Raw genomic sequence first — 15,567 nt, forward strand, 5'->3', positions numbered from 1 at the left:
AGCGGCAACGCGGTGCAAGCGACGCGTGTGGCACTGCAAAAACTGCAAAAAAATCCCGCGGATTGCGCAGAACTTCATTTCCGCGCCTTACTTGCCAGGATAAAATCGAGCCAAGAAAGTGCCGCGTCGGGTGCGCGATCTGTGCCAAGCGCAAACGGTTGCGGCATGCCAAGAAACAAGACCAGGGCGCCGCCATGCGCGCGGCGCCGCGCGGGGGACCCCATGAGCTTGAACGCCGCAGACCGGCCGCAGATGTCGGGAGTCGCGGGCAGCACGCAGTCGCCGGAACAAGCCGGCCCGCCCATCGACGTGTATTTCGCGCGCCAGCCGATGCTCGACCGGGAGGGGCTCCTCTGTGCGTTCGAGACGTCGCCGCGCCTCGTGGACCGGCGCGAAAGCGCCGAAATCGCACAAGAGGCCGAAGCGGCCGCCAAAGACCAGGCCTCGGGCCTGCCGCCCAAGCCTTCCGCCACTAGCACCGCGCTCCTCAAAAGCTTCGCCGCACCCGCCTTGCGCGCCTCGCTCGCGGGCCATCCCGCGTGGCTCGACATGACTCGCGACGCGCTTTTTCACGACAGTCTGCAGCGCGTGAGCCCCGAGCGCGTCATGCTCGAGTTGCCCGTGGACATCGGCGCGGATGCGGATCTGATCGCGCGGCTCGTCGAACTGCACCGCCGTCGTTATCGCTTCGCGCTCGACCACGTGTCGAAGGCGGACGAGTCGCTCGCGAAACTGCTGCCGTATGTGGACGCCATCAAGATCGATATCCGCGAGATCGCGCCCGCGGTGCTGCCGAAGTTCGCGAGCGTGATGAAGGCGGCGGGCAAGCTTCTCGTGGCCATGGGCGTCGAGACCCAGGCCGACTATCAGCGCGCGCACGAGCTCGGTTTCGACCGCTTCCAGGGCTACTTCTTCGCGAAACCGCACGGCGGCGCGCGCCGCTCGAGCGCGCCGCGCCAGGCGTTGCTGAACCTGCTGCATCTGCTCGCGGCCGAGCCCACGGTCGCGCAGCTCGAAGCGGAGCTGAAGCTCAACCCCGTGCTCGTGATGCATCTGATGCGGCTTGCCAACTCGGGCAGCATGAACATCGGCCGCAAGGTGACGACGCTGCGCGAGGCGATCAATGCGACCGGCACCAACGCGATCGCGCGCTGGACGCAGTTGCTGCTCTACGCGGACGGCCGCAAGATCGCCGCCGAAGACGACCCGCTGCTGCAACTCGTGGCCACGCGCGCGCGCTTCATGGAGATCGCGGTGACGCAACTTGCCAAGGCACATCTCGAAGAGGAAGACGCGGCGTTCCTCGTGGGGGTGTTCTCGTTCGTCGAGGCGGTGTTCGGCGGTCCGCTCGAAAGCACGCTCGAAGTGCTCACGCTGGCCAAGCCGATCCGCACGGCGATCGTGAAGCGTGAAGGCGCGCTCGGGCGGCTGCTCGAACTTTCCGAGGCGCTGGAGCGTGCGGACTGGGCCCGTGTGGACGCGCTGTGCGCGGAACTCGAGCCGCTCGACGCCGCAACGGTCGCGGCGATCTCGCTCACGGCCGCGGAATGGGCAGGCACGTCCGGCCGCGATGCGGAAGACGAGGGGCTGGAGCGGATCGAGGATTGAGCGGGCGGGGCGGTGCCGCAAAGCGATGCGGCGCCGCGCGCAGTCGTGACTCAGTCGGAGTCAGGCGGTTAGCGGTACGTGGGTGAAGAAGCGCGCGAGCTGCTGCGCGAGATCGTTCAGCGCGCTCATCTCTTTCTGTGAAATGCGGCGTGGCTCCTGGGTCACGAGCCAGTCGCCGTACATCAGCGCCACGGGCTCGACGCCAGGCGCGCCCACGGGCAGCAGGACGAACGCGCGCGCGTCGTCGAAGCTCGAGCGATACCACCCGGGCAGGCGCGCGAGTATCTTCGCATCGCGCGCATTCTCGATGAAAATGCCGACCTTGTTCGCGATGGCGAGGTGAAACACGTCGGGCTGGAACGCGGCGGAAAACGCGAGCTTGGGCAGCACGTCGCCCATGTGCGGGCCGAAGCCGTGCTGCGCCTCGAACATGTTCGCCCCGCGTCGCACGAATACCACGCTGCGGGCGAAACCCAGGCCCGCGAGCACGGTTTCGGTCGCGAGCGTGAGGGCGGTGCTCAGCGCGCTGTCCGCCGGCAATGCGCGCAGGTCCTCGACGCCGGCCGCAATGCGCGCCTCGGGATCGAGCGCTTCGCGAGCGATGGCGTCGGCATTGGCGCGCAATTCGACGATCTCGCGCATGACGCCGTCTTCGGCTTCTTCGCGCGCAAGCGCGAGGCTCATCTGCACGAGCACGTCGGCATCGGTCGAGAGCGCGCGGCCGTAGTGCTGCGCCAGCTCGGCGATATGCGTCTCGCGCATCTCTTCGGAGAGGCCCTGCGTGGTCAGCACGCGCGCGACTTCCGTCGAATAGTTGGTGATGGCGCGCAGCCACTGCACGTCGCGCGGTTCCTTGTCGGCCGGGTCGTACTGGCGCATGCCCGCACGGATCGTGTCGGGCAGGCGCCAGCGCGTGGCGGCTTCGAGGCCGAGCTCTTCGAAGGTCACGCCGAGCACTTCGAGGCAGGCCTCGTCGTCGCTCGCGCCTTCGTCGATCTCGCGGCGGATCTGGTCCCACTCGGGCTCGAGATAGAACACCACGAGCAGCTTGCCCACCTGGCGCATGAGCGTGCAGACCACGGCCTCTTCGCCCGCGCGCAGGTCGCCGTGCTCGGTGAGCTTGCGCGCGACGCAGCCCGAGAGCATGGTGCGGTTCAGTTCGAGCTTGGCGTCGATGCGGCGCGGCGCGCTGTGGTGAAAGTGATCGACGATCTTCAGGCCGACGACGAGATGGCCGACCGCGTCCATGCCGAGGACCATCAGCGCGCGCGTGACGGTCGTGATGTTGCCGCCGAACGCCATGTACATGGCCGAATTCGCGAGACGCAGCACCTTCTGCGTGAGCGCGAAATCCGAGAGCACGACCTTCACGAGCGCGCTGAAATCGTAATCGTCGTTGGTCATCGCCGCGACTGTGGTACGCAGCGATTGCGACAGCAAGGGGAAGTCCCCGCGTTCATTCATGCGGGCCCACAAGCGGTCTAGCAGGACGGCCTTTACCATCTGAACCATGTCAATTTCGCGAAAGCCCTGCTGTTTGCGATGCCCGCATCATTGCACCTCGTGCACGTGCAACGCACCCGAAACGAAGCGCTGCTGCAATTCTTCTGAAGGCAGCGCCTTGCAGACGAGCCATCCCTGGATATGCTCGCAACCCATGTTCGTCAGCAGCTCGCGCTGCGCCTCCGTCTCCACGCCCTCTGCCACGAGCTCGAGATCGAGCGTACGCGCGAGCCCCACCACCGCGTTCACGATCGCCTGATCGTTGCGCGAAGTGATGAGGTTCTCGACGAAGCTTCGATCGATCTTCAGCTTCGAGAGCGGGAAGCGCTGCAGATACGCCAGACTCGAATACCCGGTGCCGAAGTCGTCCACCGCGAAGCGAATGCCAAGCGAGGTGAGCTCTTCGAGCAGCGTTTTCGCATGCTGCGGATCGTGCATGAGCAGGCTTTCGGTGATCTCGAACACCAGCCGGCCCGGGTCGACCCCGGTGAGCTCGATCGCCTCCTCGACACTTTCCCTGAACCGCGGATTGCGGAACTGCTGGGGCGAGACATTGACCGCCACGTACTGCAGCTCGATGCCTTGCTCGTCCCATTGGGTCAGTTGCATACAGGCAGCCTTCAAAACCCAGTTGCCGAGATAATTAATCAGGCCGACGGATTCCGCAAGCGGAATAAACGTTGATGGCGGCACGAGACCGTGCAATGGATGTTGCCAGCGGATCAATGCCTCCACGCCGACCACGCCGCGCGAAGCGCTGCTCGTGATGGGCTGGAAGTGTAGCGAGAATTCGCCGTTGCGCACACCGTCGTAGAGGTCCGACTCCAGCTTCAGGCGTATGGCGTCGGTGGGATCGTCGACGGGCACGTGCAACGTCAGCGTGTTGCCGCCGATCGCCTTGGCCTGCTGCAGCGCCTGGTCCGCGCGGCGGATGAGCGGCGTGGTGTCGGCGCTGGCATCGGCCTCGCCCTCGCCCGCCCCGGAGGCGTCCGTGCGCTGGTCGGGATGGAAGGCAATGCCGATGCTCGCCGAAAGGTGCACGGGCTGGTTGCGAAACGAGTACGGCTGCAGGATGGAGGTGAGCAGGCGGCGGCCGAGCGCTTCGGCGGCGGCGCGCACTTCGTCGGGCGCGGCGTGGCGTTGCGGCGTGATCAGGATGGCGAACTCGTCGCTGCCGATGCGCGCGATCATCTCGCCCTGCAGCGCGAGGTGGGTGAGGCGCCGCGCGGTCTCGCGCAGCAGCTCGTCGCCGGCGTCGTAGCCGAGCGCGCGGTTCACACGCTGATAGTCGTCGAGGTCGAGCAGCAGCAGCGCCACCGGCACGCCGAAATGGTCCGCGTCGGCCTGGGCGCGCTGCAGCTCGGGCGCGAGCGCGGTCTGGTTGGGCAGACCGGTGAGCGGATCGTGATGGAGCGCGTGCGTGAGCGCGGCCTCGGTGCCCTGCCAGCCGGAGACGTCGAAGCCCGCCACGGCGAAGCCGGTCGTCTCGCCATACTGGGCGCGCTGCACGCGCAGCTCCACGGGAAGCGGGTAGGTGAGCGCCTTGACGAGGTCGATGGTGTCCTTTTCCACGGCGCCGCTGTGCGCGGCGCGCGCGATCAGCGCCTCGAGGCGCTCGTGATGCTCGGGGGTGACGATGTCGGCGAGCGTCGCGCCGAGCAGGAACTCGCGGTGATATCCCGCGAAGCGCAGGCTCGCGTCGGAGACGTAGAGAAAGTGCAGCCTCGCGTCCACGTGCACGAGGAAGTCCACCGCGGCGGCCGTGTTCTCGAACGAGAGCGAAACGGCGTCGGCGTAGTCGGGTTCGGCGGCGGGAGGCGAGGGGGGCACGAGCGGCGCGGCGGCTTTGTCGTCGGCTGTTTCGGCTGCGCGCGCCGCGCTCTGCGCCTGCGCGGCATGTGAGGCGTTCGCGTCGCCAGGCATGGGCGGGTCGCCGGCAACGCCCTTGAGGCCGGCAAGCGCGTAAAACCGGTCGACGACCGTGCGCAACCAGCCCTCGCGGGGCGCGGAGATCCTGTTCGCTTCCATGTCTGTCGCTGGCAACCCTTTGTTTGTCTGTGGCATCCCGGCCGGTTTCCACGTCCGGCTGAAGCCGCCCATCAGAGCAAGTTATCGACCCGGGACGGGAAATCTTTAGCCGCGGCGACCGAAAAAACACCTAACGCATAAACGTGACGGGAGATCGGTGCGGTGGCGTCCAGATTCGGTTAAAGTGGCGCCGGTCGAGACGCCGTTCGCCATGCGCGATGGGTCGGCGCGCGTGAAGCGCCCGTCTTGCGGGCCGCAGGGGCGGCCCGGCGCGTCGGCGGCCATTACCGGCCATTCCATCCGTACGAGTCATCCGCCATGTCCGATTCATCGTCAGCGTTTGCCGCGCCGGCAAGCGAGGCTGCGCGAGACGATGCGGGCAGGGGCACCCCTGGTTCCGCGCCTTCTATGCCGTCAGCTTCACAACCGGACCTTGCTACCGGGTCATCAACGGGTCCGCAGCCGTTCGTCTATCTCGGGCGGCAGCCTATTCTCGATCGCAATGGCGCGCTCAACGCCTATGAGCTGCTGTTCCGCGGCGGCGCGCAGAACCGCGCGGACGTCGACGACGACGCGCTCGCCACGGCCCAGGTGATGACCCGCACGATCGGCCAGCTCGGCGTGCCCGCGGTGCTTGGCCGTCACTACGGCTATGTCAATATCAGCCGCGAGTTGCTGTTCGACGACATCGTGCATCTGCTGCCGCCGGGCCGCTTCGTGCTGGAGGTGCTCGAACACGTGCGCTTCGACGCCGCGGTGCTGGAGCGTCTCGCGCAACTGCGCCGCGCCGGCTACCGCATTGCCTTCGACGACGTGTGCGAGATCACGGAGAACCTGCTGCGCGCGTTGCCCTACGCGGACATCATCAAGGTCGACCTGCTGCAGACCGAGCGCGCGGCATTGCCTGGGCTCGTCGCGAGCCTCGCCGCGCACGGCAAGACGCTGATCGCCGAGAAGGTCGAGACGGGCGAGGATTTCGAGCTGGCCTCGTCGCTCGGCTTCGAGCTGTTTCAGGGCTACTTCTTCGCCCGCCCGCAGGTGCTGCGCGCGCCGCGCGTGCGCGCGTCGCGCCTCGCGCTCGTGCGCCTGCTCGCGCTGGTCGCCAACGACGTCGGCACGGCTGAACTCGAGCGCGAACTGCGCAGCCACCCCGGCGTAGTGGTGCAACTGTTGCGTCTCGTCAATTCGAGCGCGTACTCGCCGGGGCGGCCGATTTCGTCGCTGCGCGAAGCGGTGCTCGCGGCGGGCACGCGCCAGATCGCGCGCTGGGCGCAACTGCTGCTCTACGCGAGCGGACGCGACCTGCCGTGGGGCTCGGACCCGCTCGTGCAGCTCGCGGGCACGCGCTCGCATTTCATGGAACTTGCCGCGCGCAGCCTGAGCCCGCAGGACCCCGATTTTGCCGATGCCGCCTTCATGACCGGCATCTTCTCGCTCGTGCACGTGCTGGTCGGCTCGACGCCCGAGCACACGCTCGATCGTCTCGGCCTTGCACGCGAGATCGTCGAGGCCGTCGACGGTCATCGCGGCGAGCTCGGTACGCTGCTGCGCATCGCGACCGCGGCCGAGCGCGGCGATCACGACGGCGCGCAGCGCCTCGCGCGCGAGGCGGGGGGCATGTTCAATGCGCTCACGCCGCCGCTGCTCGGCGAGTTGAACCTGTGGGCCGGCGCGTGGTTCACGGCTTATGCCGAGGGTTGAATACAGCTTGTCAGGTTTGCGCCCGCGGGGACGCGCTGCGAGTGCCGCAATTGTGTGATCCAATATCGGTATCGTCGCGGCGTCATGCGTCTCATTTGCATGATGGGCAAGACCCGCGGGCAAAACGCGCGCCGGCGTGGCGATTCAACTCGAGGGCATTTGACATGAAACCGAGGTTCTTTGCGGCGGGAGCCGCGGCGCTCGTCTGCGCCGGGCTTGCGCTCTTTACGCTGTCTGCGCAGGCAACGCTCAAGCCAGGCGATTCCGCCCCCGACTTCACGACCCAGGCATCGCTGGGCGGCAAGACCTACACCTATTCGCTCGCTTCGGAGCTCAAGAAGGGGCCAGTGGTGGTGTACTTCTATCCGGCTGCGTTCACGAAGGGCTGCACGATCGAGGCGCACGAATTCGCTGAAGCGGTCGATCAGTACAAGCAGTACGGTGCGACCGTGATCGGCGTTTCGCACGACAACATCGACACGCTCACGAAGTTTTCGGTGAGCGAGTGCCGCAGCAAGTTCCCGGTTGCCGCCGACGAAGACTCGAAGATCATCAAGTCGTACGACGCGTCGATGCCGCTGCACGAGTCGATGGCCAATCGCGTGTCGTATGTGATCGCGCCGGACGGCAAGATCATCTACGAATACACGAGCCTGTCGCCGGACCAGCACGTGAGTAACACGTTGCGCGCCTTGAAGGAGTGGGCCGCGCAGCATCCGCAGCAGTAGGGATCGCGAGTCATCGCAAACCGTAGTAAGCCATGAGGCCCACCACGCGCGCGGGCCGCATCGCGATCTGTCCCAGTCGTCCCTCCGCGTTTCGCCCTGGTTTTTCTCTCCCGCCGCACGGATTCCTCGCATGCCGATCGTCGTCGTTCTACTTGCCTTTGCCGCGCTCGTCTACGGCGCGTACTGGTCCTTCAACGCCATCGCGGCGCACTTCGGCACGGGCGTTGCCGTGGGCGCAGCGGTGGTTGCCGCAGCGTTGTTCGTCGCGCTCATCGCCTGGGTGTGGCGCCGGATGCGCGACGTGGCGCCCAATGTGCGCGGCGAAGGCGACTGGACACACCGCGTGGCCGGCGCCTGGGGCGAGGCCCGTCTCGCGGCGGGCAAGCGCTTCTGCGAGCTGACGCAGGGCGGCGCGCATGGCGCGTATATCTTCGCCGACCTGCAAGGCGCCCAGGCGGCGCGCGATGCCAACGGCTGGCACGTGGCGCTGCGAGTGGCCGACCCGAAGCGCCCGCTCTGGCAATTGCCGATGCCAAGCGAGCGCGAAGCGAAGCGCTGGGCGCGTATTTTCACGCTGGCGATTGCGCAAAAACTCTGAGCGCGGCGGCGGCGCTGAACGATCCGGGCGCAGCGCTGTCCCAACTACTTCCCGGCAACGCAGACTGGATATGTCACGAAAACCCTGGATCGCGGCGGCGTTGATCGCCGTCTGCGCCACGCTGCTCGCGGCGTGCGACCAGCAAAAGGTCGCCGACGCCGTCAACGCGATCAAGCCCGATTCGATGGCGTTCGGCGGCCTGCGCATTGGCGTGTCGACGGTCGAGGACGTGCGCCGGCAGGCGGGCAAGCCCGAAATGGTGTGGGAGGACGACGACGGCGCGCAGCGCCTCGAATACCCGCGCGGGCCCAACGGCCTCACCACGTGGATGCTCGACTTCGACGCGAACGGCAAGCTCGTGGCGATGACCCAGGCGCTCACGGCGCAGAATATCGCTCAGGTCGTGCCTGGCATGACGCAGGACGAAGTGCGGCGCCTGCTCGGCAAGCCGGCCACGGTAGCAAAATATGCGCTGAGCCACGAGGAAGTATGGAGCTGGCACTGGGCCGAAGGCGGTGTGGCGGGGGACGGCATGTTCAACGCCCATTTCGCGCCGGATGGGCTCGTGATCAGGACCTCGCGCTCGGACGCACCGGGTCACGAGCAGCATTGAGTCGGCGAGCGCATCGATCGCGCCAGCCGCAAGGAGAAAGCAGATGAAACGTATCGCGTTGCTATGGCATGTGGTGAAGGGCGATGCGCGCGTGCTGTGGCACGCGCTGCGCCAGCCGGGGCGTCCCGTGTGGCTCGTGCCCGCCACGGCGCTGCTCGCGCTCTATGCGCTCGACCCGTTCAACATCGCGATGCCGGTCGCCGGTGTCGTGGACGACGGCATCATCGTGCCGCTCGTGCTGCACCTGATCGTGCGTTGCCTGCCTGCGCATTTGCGCCACCCGCGCCCTCGCCAGGCACGCGCATAAAAAAACGGCTGAAGCCACGCTTCAGCCGTCTTCTACTGAGGGAGCGCTCGCTCACTCCGCTTGCGCCGCGGGCGCCGCGCGCCCGCGCTTCGCATCCCACCACACGCGCAGCCGGTCCATGTACAGGTACACCACCGGCGTCGTATAGAGCGTGAGCATCTGGCTCACGATCAGCCCGCCCACGATCGAGATACCGAGCGGCGCGCGCAACTCCGCACCTTCGCCGCGCCCGAACGCGAGCGGCAGCGCGCCGAGCAGCGCCGCACAGGTCGTCATCATGATCGGCCGGAAGCGCAGCAGGCAGGCCTGGTGAATCGCGTCGCGCGAGCTCAGCCCCTCACGCGACGCCTGGATCGCGAAGTCCACCATCATGATCGCGTTCTTCTTCACAATGCCGATCAGCAGAATCACGCCGATCAGCGCGATGATGCTGAACTCCGTCTTGAAGAGCAGCAGCGCGAGCAGCGCGCCCACGCCCGCCGAGGGCAGGGTGGAGAGAATCGTGAGCGGGTGGATATAGCTCTCGTACAGAATGCCCAACACGATATACACGGCCGCGAGCGCCGCGAGAATCAGCAGCGGCTGGTTGTCGAGCGACTGCTGGAACGCCTGCGCCGTGCCCTGGAAGCTGCCGTGGATCGTCGCGGGCATGCCGATCTCGCCCATCGTGTCGTAGATCGCCTGGGTGGCGTCGGAGAGCGATTTGCCGGGCGGCAGGTTGAACGAGATCGTCGAGGCCACGAACTGGCTCTGGTGATTCACCGAAAGCGGCGTCGTGCCAGGGCCGAACGAGGCGATCGACGAGAGCGGCACCATATTCTCCTTCGACGTGGACACAGCCGCGCCCGACGACGCGCTCGACTTGCCGCTCGCGGCGAGCGAGTTGGTCGCGAGGTTGCGCGCGGAGTCGGCTGCGATGGCCGCGGCGCTCGTCGCCGTGGTGGCGGCCGTGCCGCCCGTCTTGGCGGTGGTGGGGCCCGTCACCGTGCCCGCCGTCGCGTTGGTGCTCTGCGCGCCGCTGGCCGTGCCGCCCGAGGTGCTGACCCAGATCTCGTTGAGCATGGTCGGGCTCTGCCAGTATTTCGGCGCGACTTCCATCACCACGTGGTACTGGTTGAGCGGGTTGTAGATCGTCGAGACCTGGCGCTGGCCGAACGCGTCGTAAAGCGTGTTGTCGATCTGCGAGGGCGTGATGTTCAGCCGCGCGGCGCTCTGCCGGTCGATGTTGATCATCGATTCGAGGCCGCCTTGCTGCTGGTCCGAATTCACGTCGGCGAGTTCGGGGCGCGCCTGCAGCGCCTCGGTGAGCTTCGGCCCCCACTTGTAGAGGTCGGCGGTGTTGTCCGCGAGCAGCGTGAACTGGTACTGCGCGTTCGACTGCCGGCCGCCCACGCGAATATCCTGCACCGCTTGCAGGAAGGTGCGCGCGCCCGCCACGTTCGAGAGCGGCCCGCGCAGTTGCGCGATCACTTCGTCGGCGGAAATCTTGCGCTCGCTCTTGGGCTTGAGCGAGACGAACATGAAGCCCGAGTTGGTCGCGCGCCCGCCCGAGAATCCCGCGACCGATTCCACCGCCGGGTTCGCCTGCACGATGCGCATCATCTCGGCGAACTTCACCTTCATCGCCTGGAACGAGGTGGCCTGGTCGGCCTGGATGCCGCCGACGAGGCGCCCCGTGTCCTGCTGCGGGAAGAAGCCCTTGGGCACGATCACGTAGAGCGCGACGTTCAGCGCGATGGTCGCGACGAGCGTGAGCAGGATGACGAACGGATGCGCCAGCGCCCAGCCGAGCGTGCGCTCGTAGCCGCCCTGCATGCGCTGGAAGCCGCGCTCGAGCCACTGCGCGAAGCGGCCTTCTTCCTTCTTCTCGTGCGCTTCTTCGAGCAGGCGCGAGCACATCATCGGCGTGAGCGTGAGCGAGACGGCGAGCGACACCGCAATGGCGAGCGAGAGCGTGAGCGCGAACTCGCGGAACAGGCGCCCGACAATGCCGCCCATCAGCAAAATAGGCAGGAACACGGCGACGAGCGACACGCTGATCGAGAGCACCGTGAAGCCCACTTCGCGCGCGCCGAGCAGCGCCGCCTTCATGCGCGGCACGCCGTTTTCGATATGTCGCGAGATGTTCTCGAGCACGACGATGGCATCGTCGACGACGAAGCCGGTCGCGATGGTGAGCGCCATCAGCGAGAGGTTGTCGAGCGAAAAGCCCATCAGGTACATCGCCGCGAAGGTGCCGATGATCGAGATGGGCACGGCCACGCTCGGAATGAGCGTCGCGCGCCAGTTGCGCAGGAACAGGAACACCACCATCACGACGAGCGCCACGGCGATGATGAGCGTGCGCTCGGTGTCCTTGAGCGAGGAGCGGATCGTGACCGAGCGGTCGGACGTCGGGATCACCTCGACGTCGGCGGGCAGCGACGCCTTGAGCTGCGGCAGCATGGCGACCACGCGGTCCACGGTCTCGATGATGTTCGCGCCCGGCTGGCGGTAGAGGATCACGAGCACGGAACGCTTGCCGTTGGCGAGTCCGATGTTGCGCAGGTCTTCCACCGAATCGACCACTTCGCCCACGTCGGAGAGCTTCACGCCCGCGCCGTTGCGGTAGGCGATCACGAGGTCCTTGTACTGGCTCGCCTTGCTCGCCTGGTCATTGGTGTAGAGCTGAAAGCGCTGCGGACCGAATTCGATATCGCCCTTGGGGCTGTTCGCGTTGGCCGAGGCGAGCGCGGCGCGCACGTCCTCGAGGCCGATGCCGTAGTGAAAGAGCGCATGCGGCTCCAGCTCCACGCGCACGGCCGGATTGGCCGAGCCGCTCACGTCGACTTCGCCCACGCCGTCCACCTGCGAGAGCGACTGCTGCAGCACCGTCGCCGCCGAGTCGTAGAGCTGGCCCGCGCTCAACGTGGGCGAGGTGAGCGCGAGAATCAGAATCGGCGCGTCGGCGGGGTTGACCTTGTGGTAGGTCGGGTTCTGCCGCAGGCTCGTGGGCAGGTCCGCGCGCGCGGCGTTGATCGCCGCCTGCACGTCGCGCGCCGCACCGTCGATGTCGCGGTTCAGGCCGAATTGCAGCGTGATGCGCGTGCTGCCCACCGAGCTTTGCGAGGTCATCTCCGAGACGTCGGCAATCGAGCCCAGATGCCGCTCCAGCGGGCTCGCCACGCTGGTTGCCACCGTTTCGGGGCTTGCGCCCGGCAAGGTGGCCTGCACGGAGATGGTCGGAAAGTCCACCTGCGGCAAGGGTGCGACCGGCAGCTTCGTGAACGCGAAGAGGCCGGCCAGTGCGATGCCGACGGCGAGCAGCGTGGTCGCGACGGGGCGCGAGATGAACGGGCGCGAGAGATTCATCGCGTCAGCTCTCCGACGAAGACGACGCCGCGCCGCGCGAACCGCCGCCAAAGCGCTGGCGCAGACGCTGTGCGATCCGGTCGAACGCGAGGTAGATCACCGGCGTCGTGAAGAGCGTGAGCGCCTGGCTCACGATCAGGCCGCCCGCAATCGCGATGCCGAGCGGCCGGCGCAGCTCGCTGCCCGCGCCGTAGCCGAGGATCAGCGGCACGGCGCCGAGCAGCGCCGCCATCGTCGTCATCATGATCGGCCGGAAGCGCAGCAGACACGCCTGGTAGATCGCCTCGCGCGGCGGCTTGCCTTCGTGGCGCTCGGCCTCGAGCGCGAAGTCGATCATCATGATGGCGTTCTTCTTCACGATGCCGATCAAGAGCACGATGCCGATGATGCCGATGATGTCGAGGTCGTGCCCGGTCAGGATCAGCGCGAGCAAAGCGCCGATCCCGGCCGACGGCAGCGTCGAGAGAATCGTGATGGGATGCACGAAGCTCTCGTACAACACGCCGAGTACGATATACATCGTGACGATGGCCGCGAGGATCAGGAACAGCTCGTTGGACAGCGACGCCTGGAACGCGAGCGCGGCGCCCTGGAAGCGGGTCTGGAACGAGCCCGGCAGGCCGATGTCTTTTTCCGCCTGCTGGATCGCCTTCACCGCCGCGCCGAGCGAAGAGCCCTGAGCCAGGTTGAACGAGATCGTCGTGGCCGGGAACTGCGAGAGATGCGTGACGAGCAGCGGCGCGGGCCGCTCGTGGAACTTCGCGATGGCCGAGAGCGGCACCTGGCCCGTGCTCGAGGTCGAGGAGGGCAGGTAGATGGAATTCAGCGCGTCGGTGTAGTGCTGCAGAACCGGATCGGCTTCCAGAATCACGCGGTACTGGTTCGACTGCGTGAAGATCGTCGAGATGATGCGCTGGCCGTAGGCGTCGTAGAGCGCGTTGTCCACCGTCGCGGGCGTGATGCCGTAGCGCGCGGCGCTCGCGCGGTCGATCTCGATGAACACCGAGCTGCCCTGGTCCTGCAGGTCGGTCGCCACATCCGCGAGTTCGGGCAGTTGCTTCAGGCGCTGCACGAGCTTCGGCACCCAGGTCGTGAAGTCCTGGATGTTCGGCGTGGTGAGCATGAACTGATACTGCGTGGGGCTCACCGTCGAGTCGATCGTGAGGTCCTGCACCGGCTGCATGTAGAGCGTCGCGCCCGGCACGTGGGCCACACTCGTTTGCAGGTCGCGGATAATCTCGCTCGCCGTTTCGCTGCGGTCGTCGCGCGGCTTCAGGTTGATGAGCATCCGGCCGCTGTTGAGCGTGATATTGGTGCCGTCCACGCCGATGAACGAGGTGAGGCTCTCGACGTTCTCGTTCTTGAGAATTTCCGCGGCGAGCGCCTGCTGGCGCTCGGCCATCGACGCATACGACACCGATTGCGGCATCTGGGTGATGGCCTGGATCACGCCCGTGTCCTGCACGGGGAAGAAACCCTTGGGCACGATCACGTAGAGAATGCCGGTGAGCACGAGTGTGATGAGGAACACGATCATTGTGAGGCGCTGGCGTGCGAGCACCCATTCGAGCGCCACGCCGTAGCGGCCGATCACATAGTCGAAGAACGCATGCACGCGCGCCTCGAAGCGGTGGCTTTCGGGCGGCGGCGTGTGGCGCAGCATTTTCGCGCACATCATCGGCACGAGCGTGAGCGAGACCACGGCCGAGATCACGATCGTCACCGCGAGCGTGATGGCGAATTCGTGGAACAGGCGGCCCACCACGTCGCCCATGAAGAGCAGCGGAATCAGCACGGCGATCAGCGACACCGTCAGCGAGATGATGGTGAAGCCGATCTGCTTCGAACCCTTTAGCGCCGCTTCGAGCGGCGTGTCGCCCGCCTCCACGTAGCGCGCGATGTTCTCGATCATGACGATGGCGTCGTCCACCACGAAACCGGTCGCGATGGTGAGCGCCATCAACGACAGGTTGTCGAGCGAGAAGCCGCACAGGTACATGACCGCGAGCGTGCCGATCAGCGATAGCGGCACCGAAAGGCTCGGAATGATCGTGGCGTAGATGTTCGCGAGGAACAGGTACATCACGAGCACCACGAGCACCACCGACATCAGCAGCTCGAACTGCACGTCGCGCACCGAGGCGCGGATCGTGGTGGTGCGGTCGGTGACGATCTGCACGTCGAGCGAAGAGGGCAGCGATTCCTGCAGTTGCGGCAGGAGCGCCTTGATGCTGTCCACCACCTGGATCACGTTCGCGCCCGGCTGGCGCTGCACGTTCAGGATGATGGCGGGGGTGCCGTCGGCCCACGCGCCGAGCTTGGTGTTCTCCGCGCCCTGCACGATGTTCGCGACATCGGTGAGCATGACGGGGCGGCCGTTGCGGTAGGCGATTACCGCGTCCTTGTAGGCGTCGGCGTCGGTCAGCTGGTCGTTCGCGTTGATCGTGTAGGCGCGCGTGGGGCCGTCGAAGTTGCCCTTGGGCGTGTTGACGTTCAGGTTCGAAATGCTCGTGCGCAGGTCGTCGAGGTTCAGGCCGTAGGCCGCGAGCGCGCGCGGATTCGCCTGGATGCGCACGGCTGGGCGCTGGCCGCCCGAGAGGCTCACGAGGCCCACGCCCGCCACCTGCGAAATCTTCTGCGCGAGGCGGGTGTCGGCGAGATCCTGGATCTGCGTGAGCGGCAGCGTCTTCGAGGTGATCGCGAGCGTGAGGATCGGCGCGTCGGCGGGGTTGACCTTGGCGTAGATCGGCGGTGCGGGCAGATCCGAGGGCAGCAGGTTGCCGGCCGCGTTGATGGCGGCCTGCACTTCCTGTTCGGCCACGTCGAGCGGCAGGTCGAGGCTGAACTGGAGCGTGATGACCGAGGAGCCCGCCGAACTCTGCGACGACATCTGGTTGAGCGACGGCATCTGCCCGAACTGACGTTCGAGCGGCGCCGTGACCGAGGACGTCATCACGTCCGGACTCGCCCCCGGGTAGAAGGTCTGCACCTGGATGGTCGGGTAATCGACTTCAGGCAGCGCGGAAAGCGGCAGAAAGCGCAGCGCGACGAGACCGACCAGCATGATCGCCGCCATGAGCAGCGCCGTGCCGACCGGGCGCAGGATAAAGGCGCGGGATGGATTCATGCT

The 15,567-nt window shown here is 66.7% G+C and carries 10 protein-coding genes; 6 read left to right on the forward strand and 4 right to left on the reverse strand.

The window, feature by feature from the left end; genetic code table 11:
- The first annotated feature begins 222 nt into the window (after window positions 1-222).
- Entirely contained in the window at window positions 223-1,608 is a 1,386-nt protein-coding gene (locus AB4Y36_RS20970; RefSeq protein ID WP_368683993.1) for an EAL and HDOD domain-containing protein, read from the forward strand.
- 60 nt (window positions 1,609-1,668) lie between these two features.
- On the opposite strand, the gene AB4Y36_RS20975 is transcribed toward AB4Y36_RS20970, so the two are convergent.
- Together AB4Y36_RS20975 and AB4Y36_RS20980 are read right to left on the reverse strand one after the other, a co-directional pair.
- On the reverse strand, window positions 1,669-3,111 hold the full coding sequence (locus AB4Y36_RS20975; protein ID WP_342945998.1) for an HDOD domain-containing protein: 1,443 nt from the start codon (window positions 3,109-3,111) through the stop codon (window positions 1,669-1,671).
- 48 nt (window positions 3,112-3,159) lie between these two features.
- Window positions 3,160-5,139, reverse strand: coding sequence for a putative bifunctional diguanylate cyclase/phosphodiesterase (locus AB4Y36_RS20980; RefSeq protein WP_368683994.1), 1,980 nt, complete (start codon window positions 5,137-5,139; stop codon window positions 3,160-3,162).
- A 408-nt stretch (window positions 5,140-5,547) separates the two neighbouring features.
- On the opposite strand from AB4Y36_RS20980, the gene AB4Y36_RS20985 reads away from it, so the two are divergent.
- From AB4Y36_RS20985 to AB4Y36_RS21005, 5 genes are all read left to right on the forward strand, one after another.
- The gene (locus AB4Y36_RS20985) at window positions 5,548-6,840 is read left to right on the forward strand and encodes an EAL and HDOD domain-containing protein (protein WP_368610317.1); all 1,293 of its coding nucleotides are present in this window, start codon (window positions 5,548-5,550) and stop codon (window positions 6,838-6,840) included.
- Window positions 6,841-7,004: 164 nt separating this feature from the next.
- The gene (locus tag AB4Y36_RS20990) at window positions 7,005-7,568 is read left to right on the forward strand and encodes a peroxiredoxin (protein ID WP_342945580.1); all 564 of its coding nucleotides are present in this window, start codon (window positions 7,005-7,007) and stop codon (window positions 7,566-7,568) included.
- Between the two features lie 130 nt (window positions 7,569-7,698).
- Window positions 7,699-8,166 carry a hypothetical protein gene (locus AB4Y36_RS20995; RefSeq protein WP_342945581.1) on the forward strand — a complete coding sequence of 156 codons (468 nt, stop codon included), beginning with the start codon at window positions 7,699-7,701 and terminating at the stop codon, window positions 8,164-8,166.
- 70 nt (window positions 8,167-8,236) lie between these two features.
- Entirely contained in the window at window positions 8,237-8,779 is a 543-nt protein-coding gene (bamE, locus tag AB4Y36_RS21000) for an outer membrane protein assembly factor BamE (RefSeq protein ID WP_342945582.1), read from the forward strand.
- 43 nt (window positions 8,780-8,822) lie between these two features.
- Window positions 8,823-9,086 (forward strand): hypothetical protein, encoded by a 264-nt coding sequence (locus AB4Y36_RS21005; RefSeq protein ID WP_368604084.1) that lies wholly within the window; start codon window positions 8,823-8,825, stop codon window positions 9,084-9,086.
- 51 nt (window positions 9,087-9,137) lie between these two features.
- Here AB4Y36_RS21005 and AB4Y36_RS21010 read toward each other — a convergent pair whose 3' ends face one another.
- On the reverse strand, window positions 9,138-12,437 hold the full coding sequence (locus tag AB4Y36_RS21010) for an efflux RND transporter permease subunit (protein WP_368683995.1): 3,300 nt from the start codon (window positions 12,435-12,437) through the stop codon (window positions 9,138-9,140).
- A 4-nt stretch (window positions 12,438-12,441) separates the two neighbouring features.
- A complete protein-coding gene (locus tag AB4Y36_RS21015) occupies window positions 12,442-15,564 on the reverse strand; it encodes an MdtB/MuxB family multidrug efflux RND transporter permease subunit (RefSeq protein ID WP_342945584.1) in 3,123 nt (1,040 codons plus the stop codon).
- Between the last annotated feature and the right edge of the window lie 3 nt (window positions 15,565-15,567).

It is taken from the genome of Paraburkholderia sp. BR10936 (assembly GCF_040965735.1).
Taxonomy (GTDB): Bacteria; Pseudomonadota; Gammaproteobacteria; order Burkholderiales; family Burkholderiaceae; genus Paraburkholderia; species Paraburkholderia nodosa_A.

Coding starts and splice junctions, on each gene's coding strand:
- AB4Y36_RS20980 (WP_368683994.1), bottom strand. CDS start 5,139: ATGGAAGCGAACAGGATCTCCGCGCCCCGCGAGGGCTGGTTGCGCACG.
- AB4Y36_RS20970 (WP_368683993.1), top strand. CDS start 223: ATGAGCTTGAACGCCGCAGACCGGCCGCAGATGTCGGGAGTCGCGGGC.
- bamE (WP_342945582.1), top strand. CDS start 8,237: ATGTCACGAAAACCCTGGATCGCGGCGGCGTTGATCGCCGTCTGCGCC.
- AB4Y36_RS20990 (WP_342945580.1), top strand. CDS start 7,005: ATGAAACCGAGGTTCTTTGCGGCGGGAGCCGCGGCGCTCGTCTGCGCC.
- AB4Y36_RS21015 (WP_342945584.1), bottom strand. CDS start 15,564: ATGAATCCATCCCGCGCCTTTATCCTGCGCCCGGTCGGCACGGCGCTG.
- AB4Y36_RS21005 (WP_368604084.1), top strand. CDS start 8,823: ATGAAACGTATCGCGTTGCTATGGCATGTGGTGAAGGGCGATGCGCGC.
- AB4Y36_RS20995 (WP_342945581.1), top strand. CDS start 7,699: ATGCCGATCGTCGTCGTTCTACTTGCCTTTGCCGCGCTCGTCTACGGC.
- AB4Y36_RS20985 (WP_368610317.1), top strand. CDS start 5,548: ATGCCGTCAGCTTCACAACCGGACCTTGCTACCGGGTCATCAACGGGT.
- AB4Y36_RS20975 (WP_342945998.1), bottom strand. CDS start 3,111: ATGGTAAAGGCCGTCCTGCTAGACCGCTTGTGGGCCCGCATGAATGAA.
- AB4Y36_RS21010 (WP_368683995.1), bottom strand. CDS start 12,437: ATGAATCTCTCGCGCCCGTTCATCTCGCGCCCCGTCGCGACCACGCTG.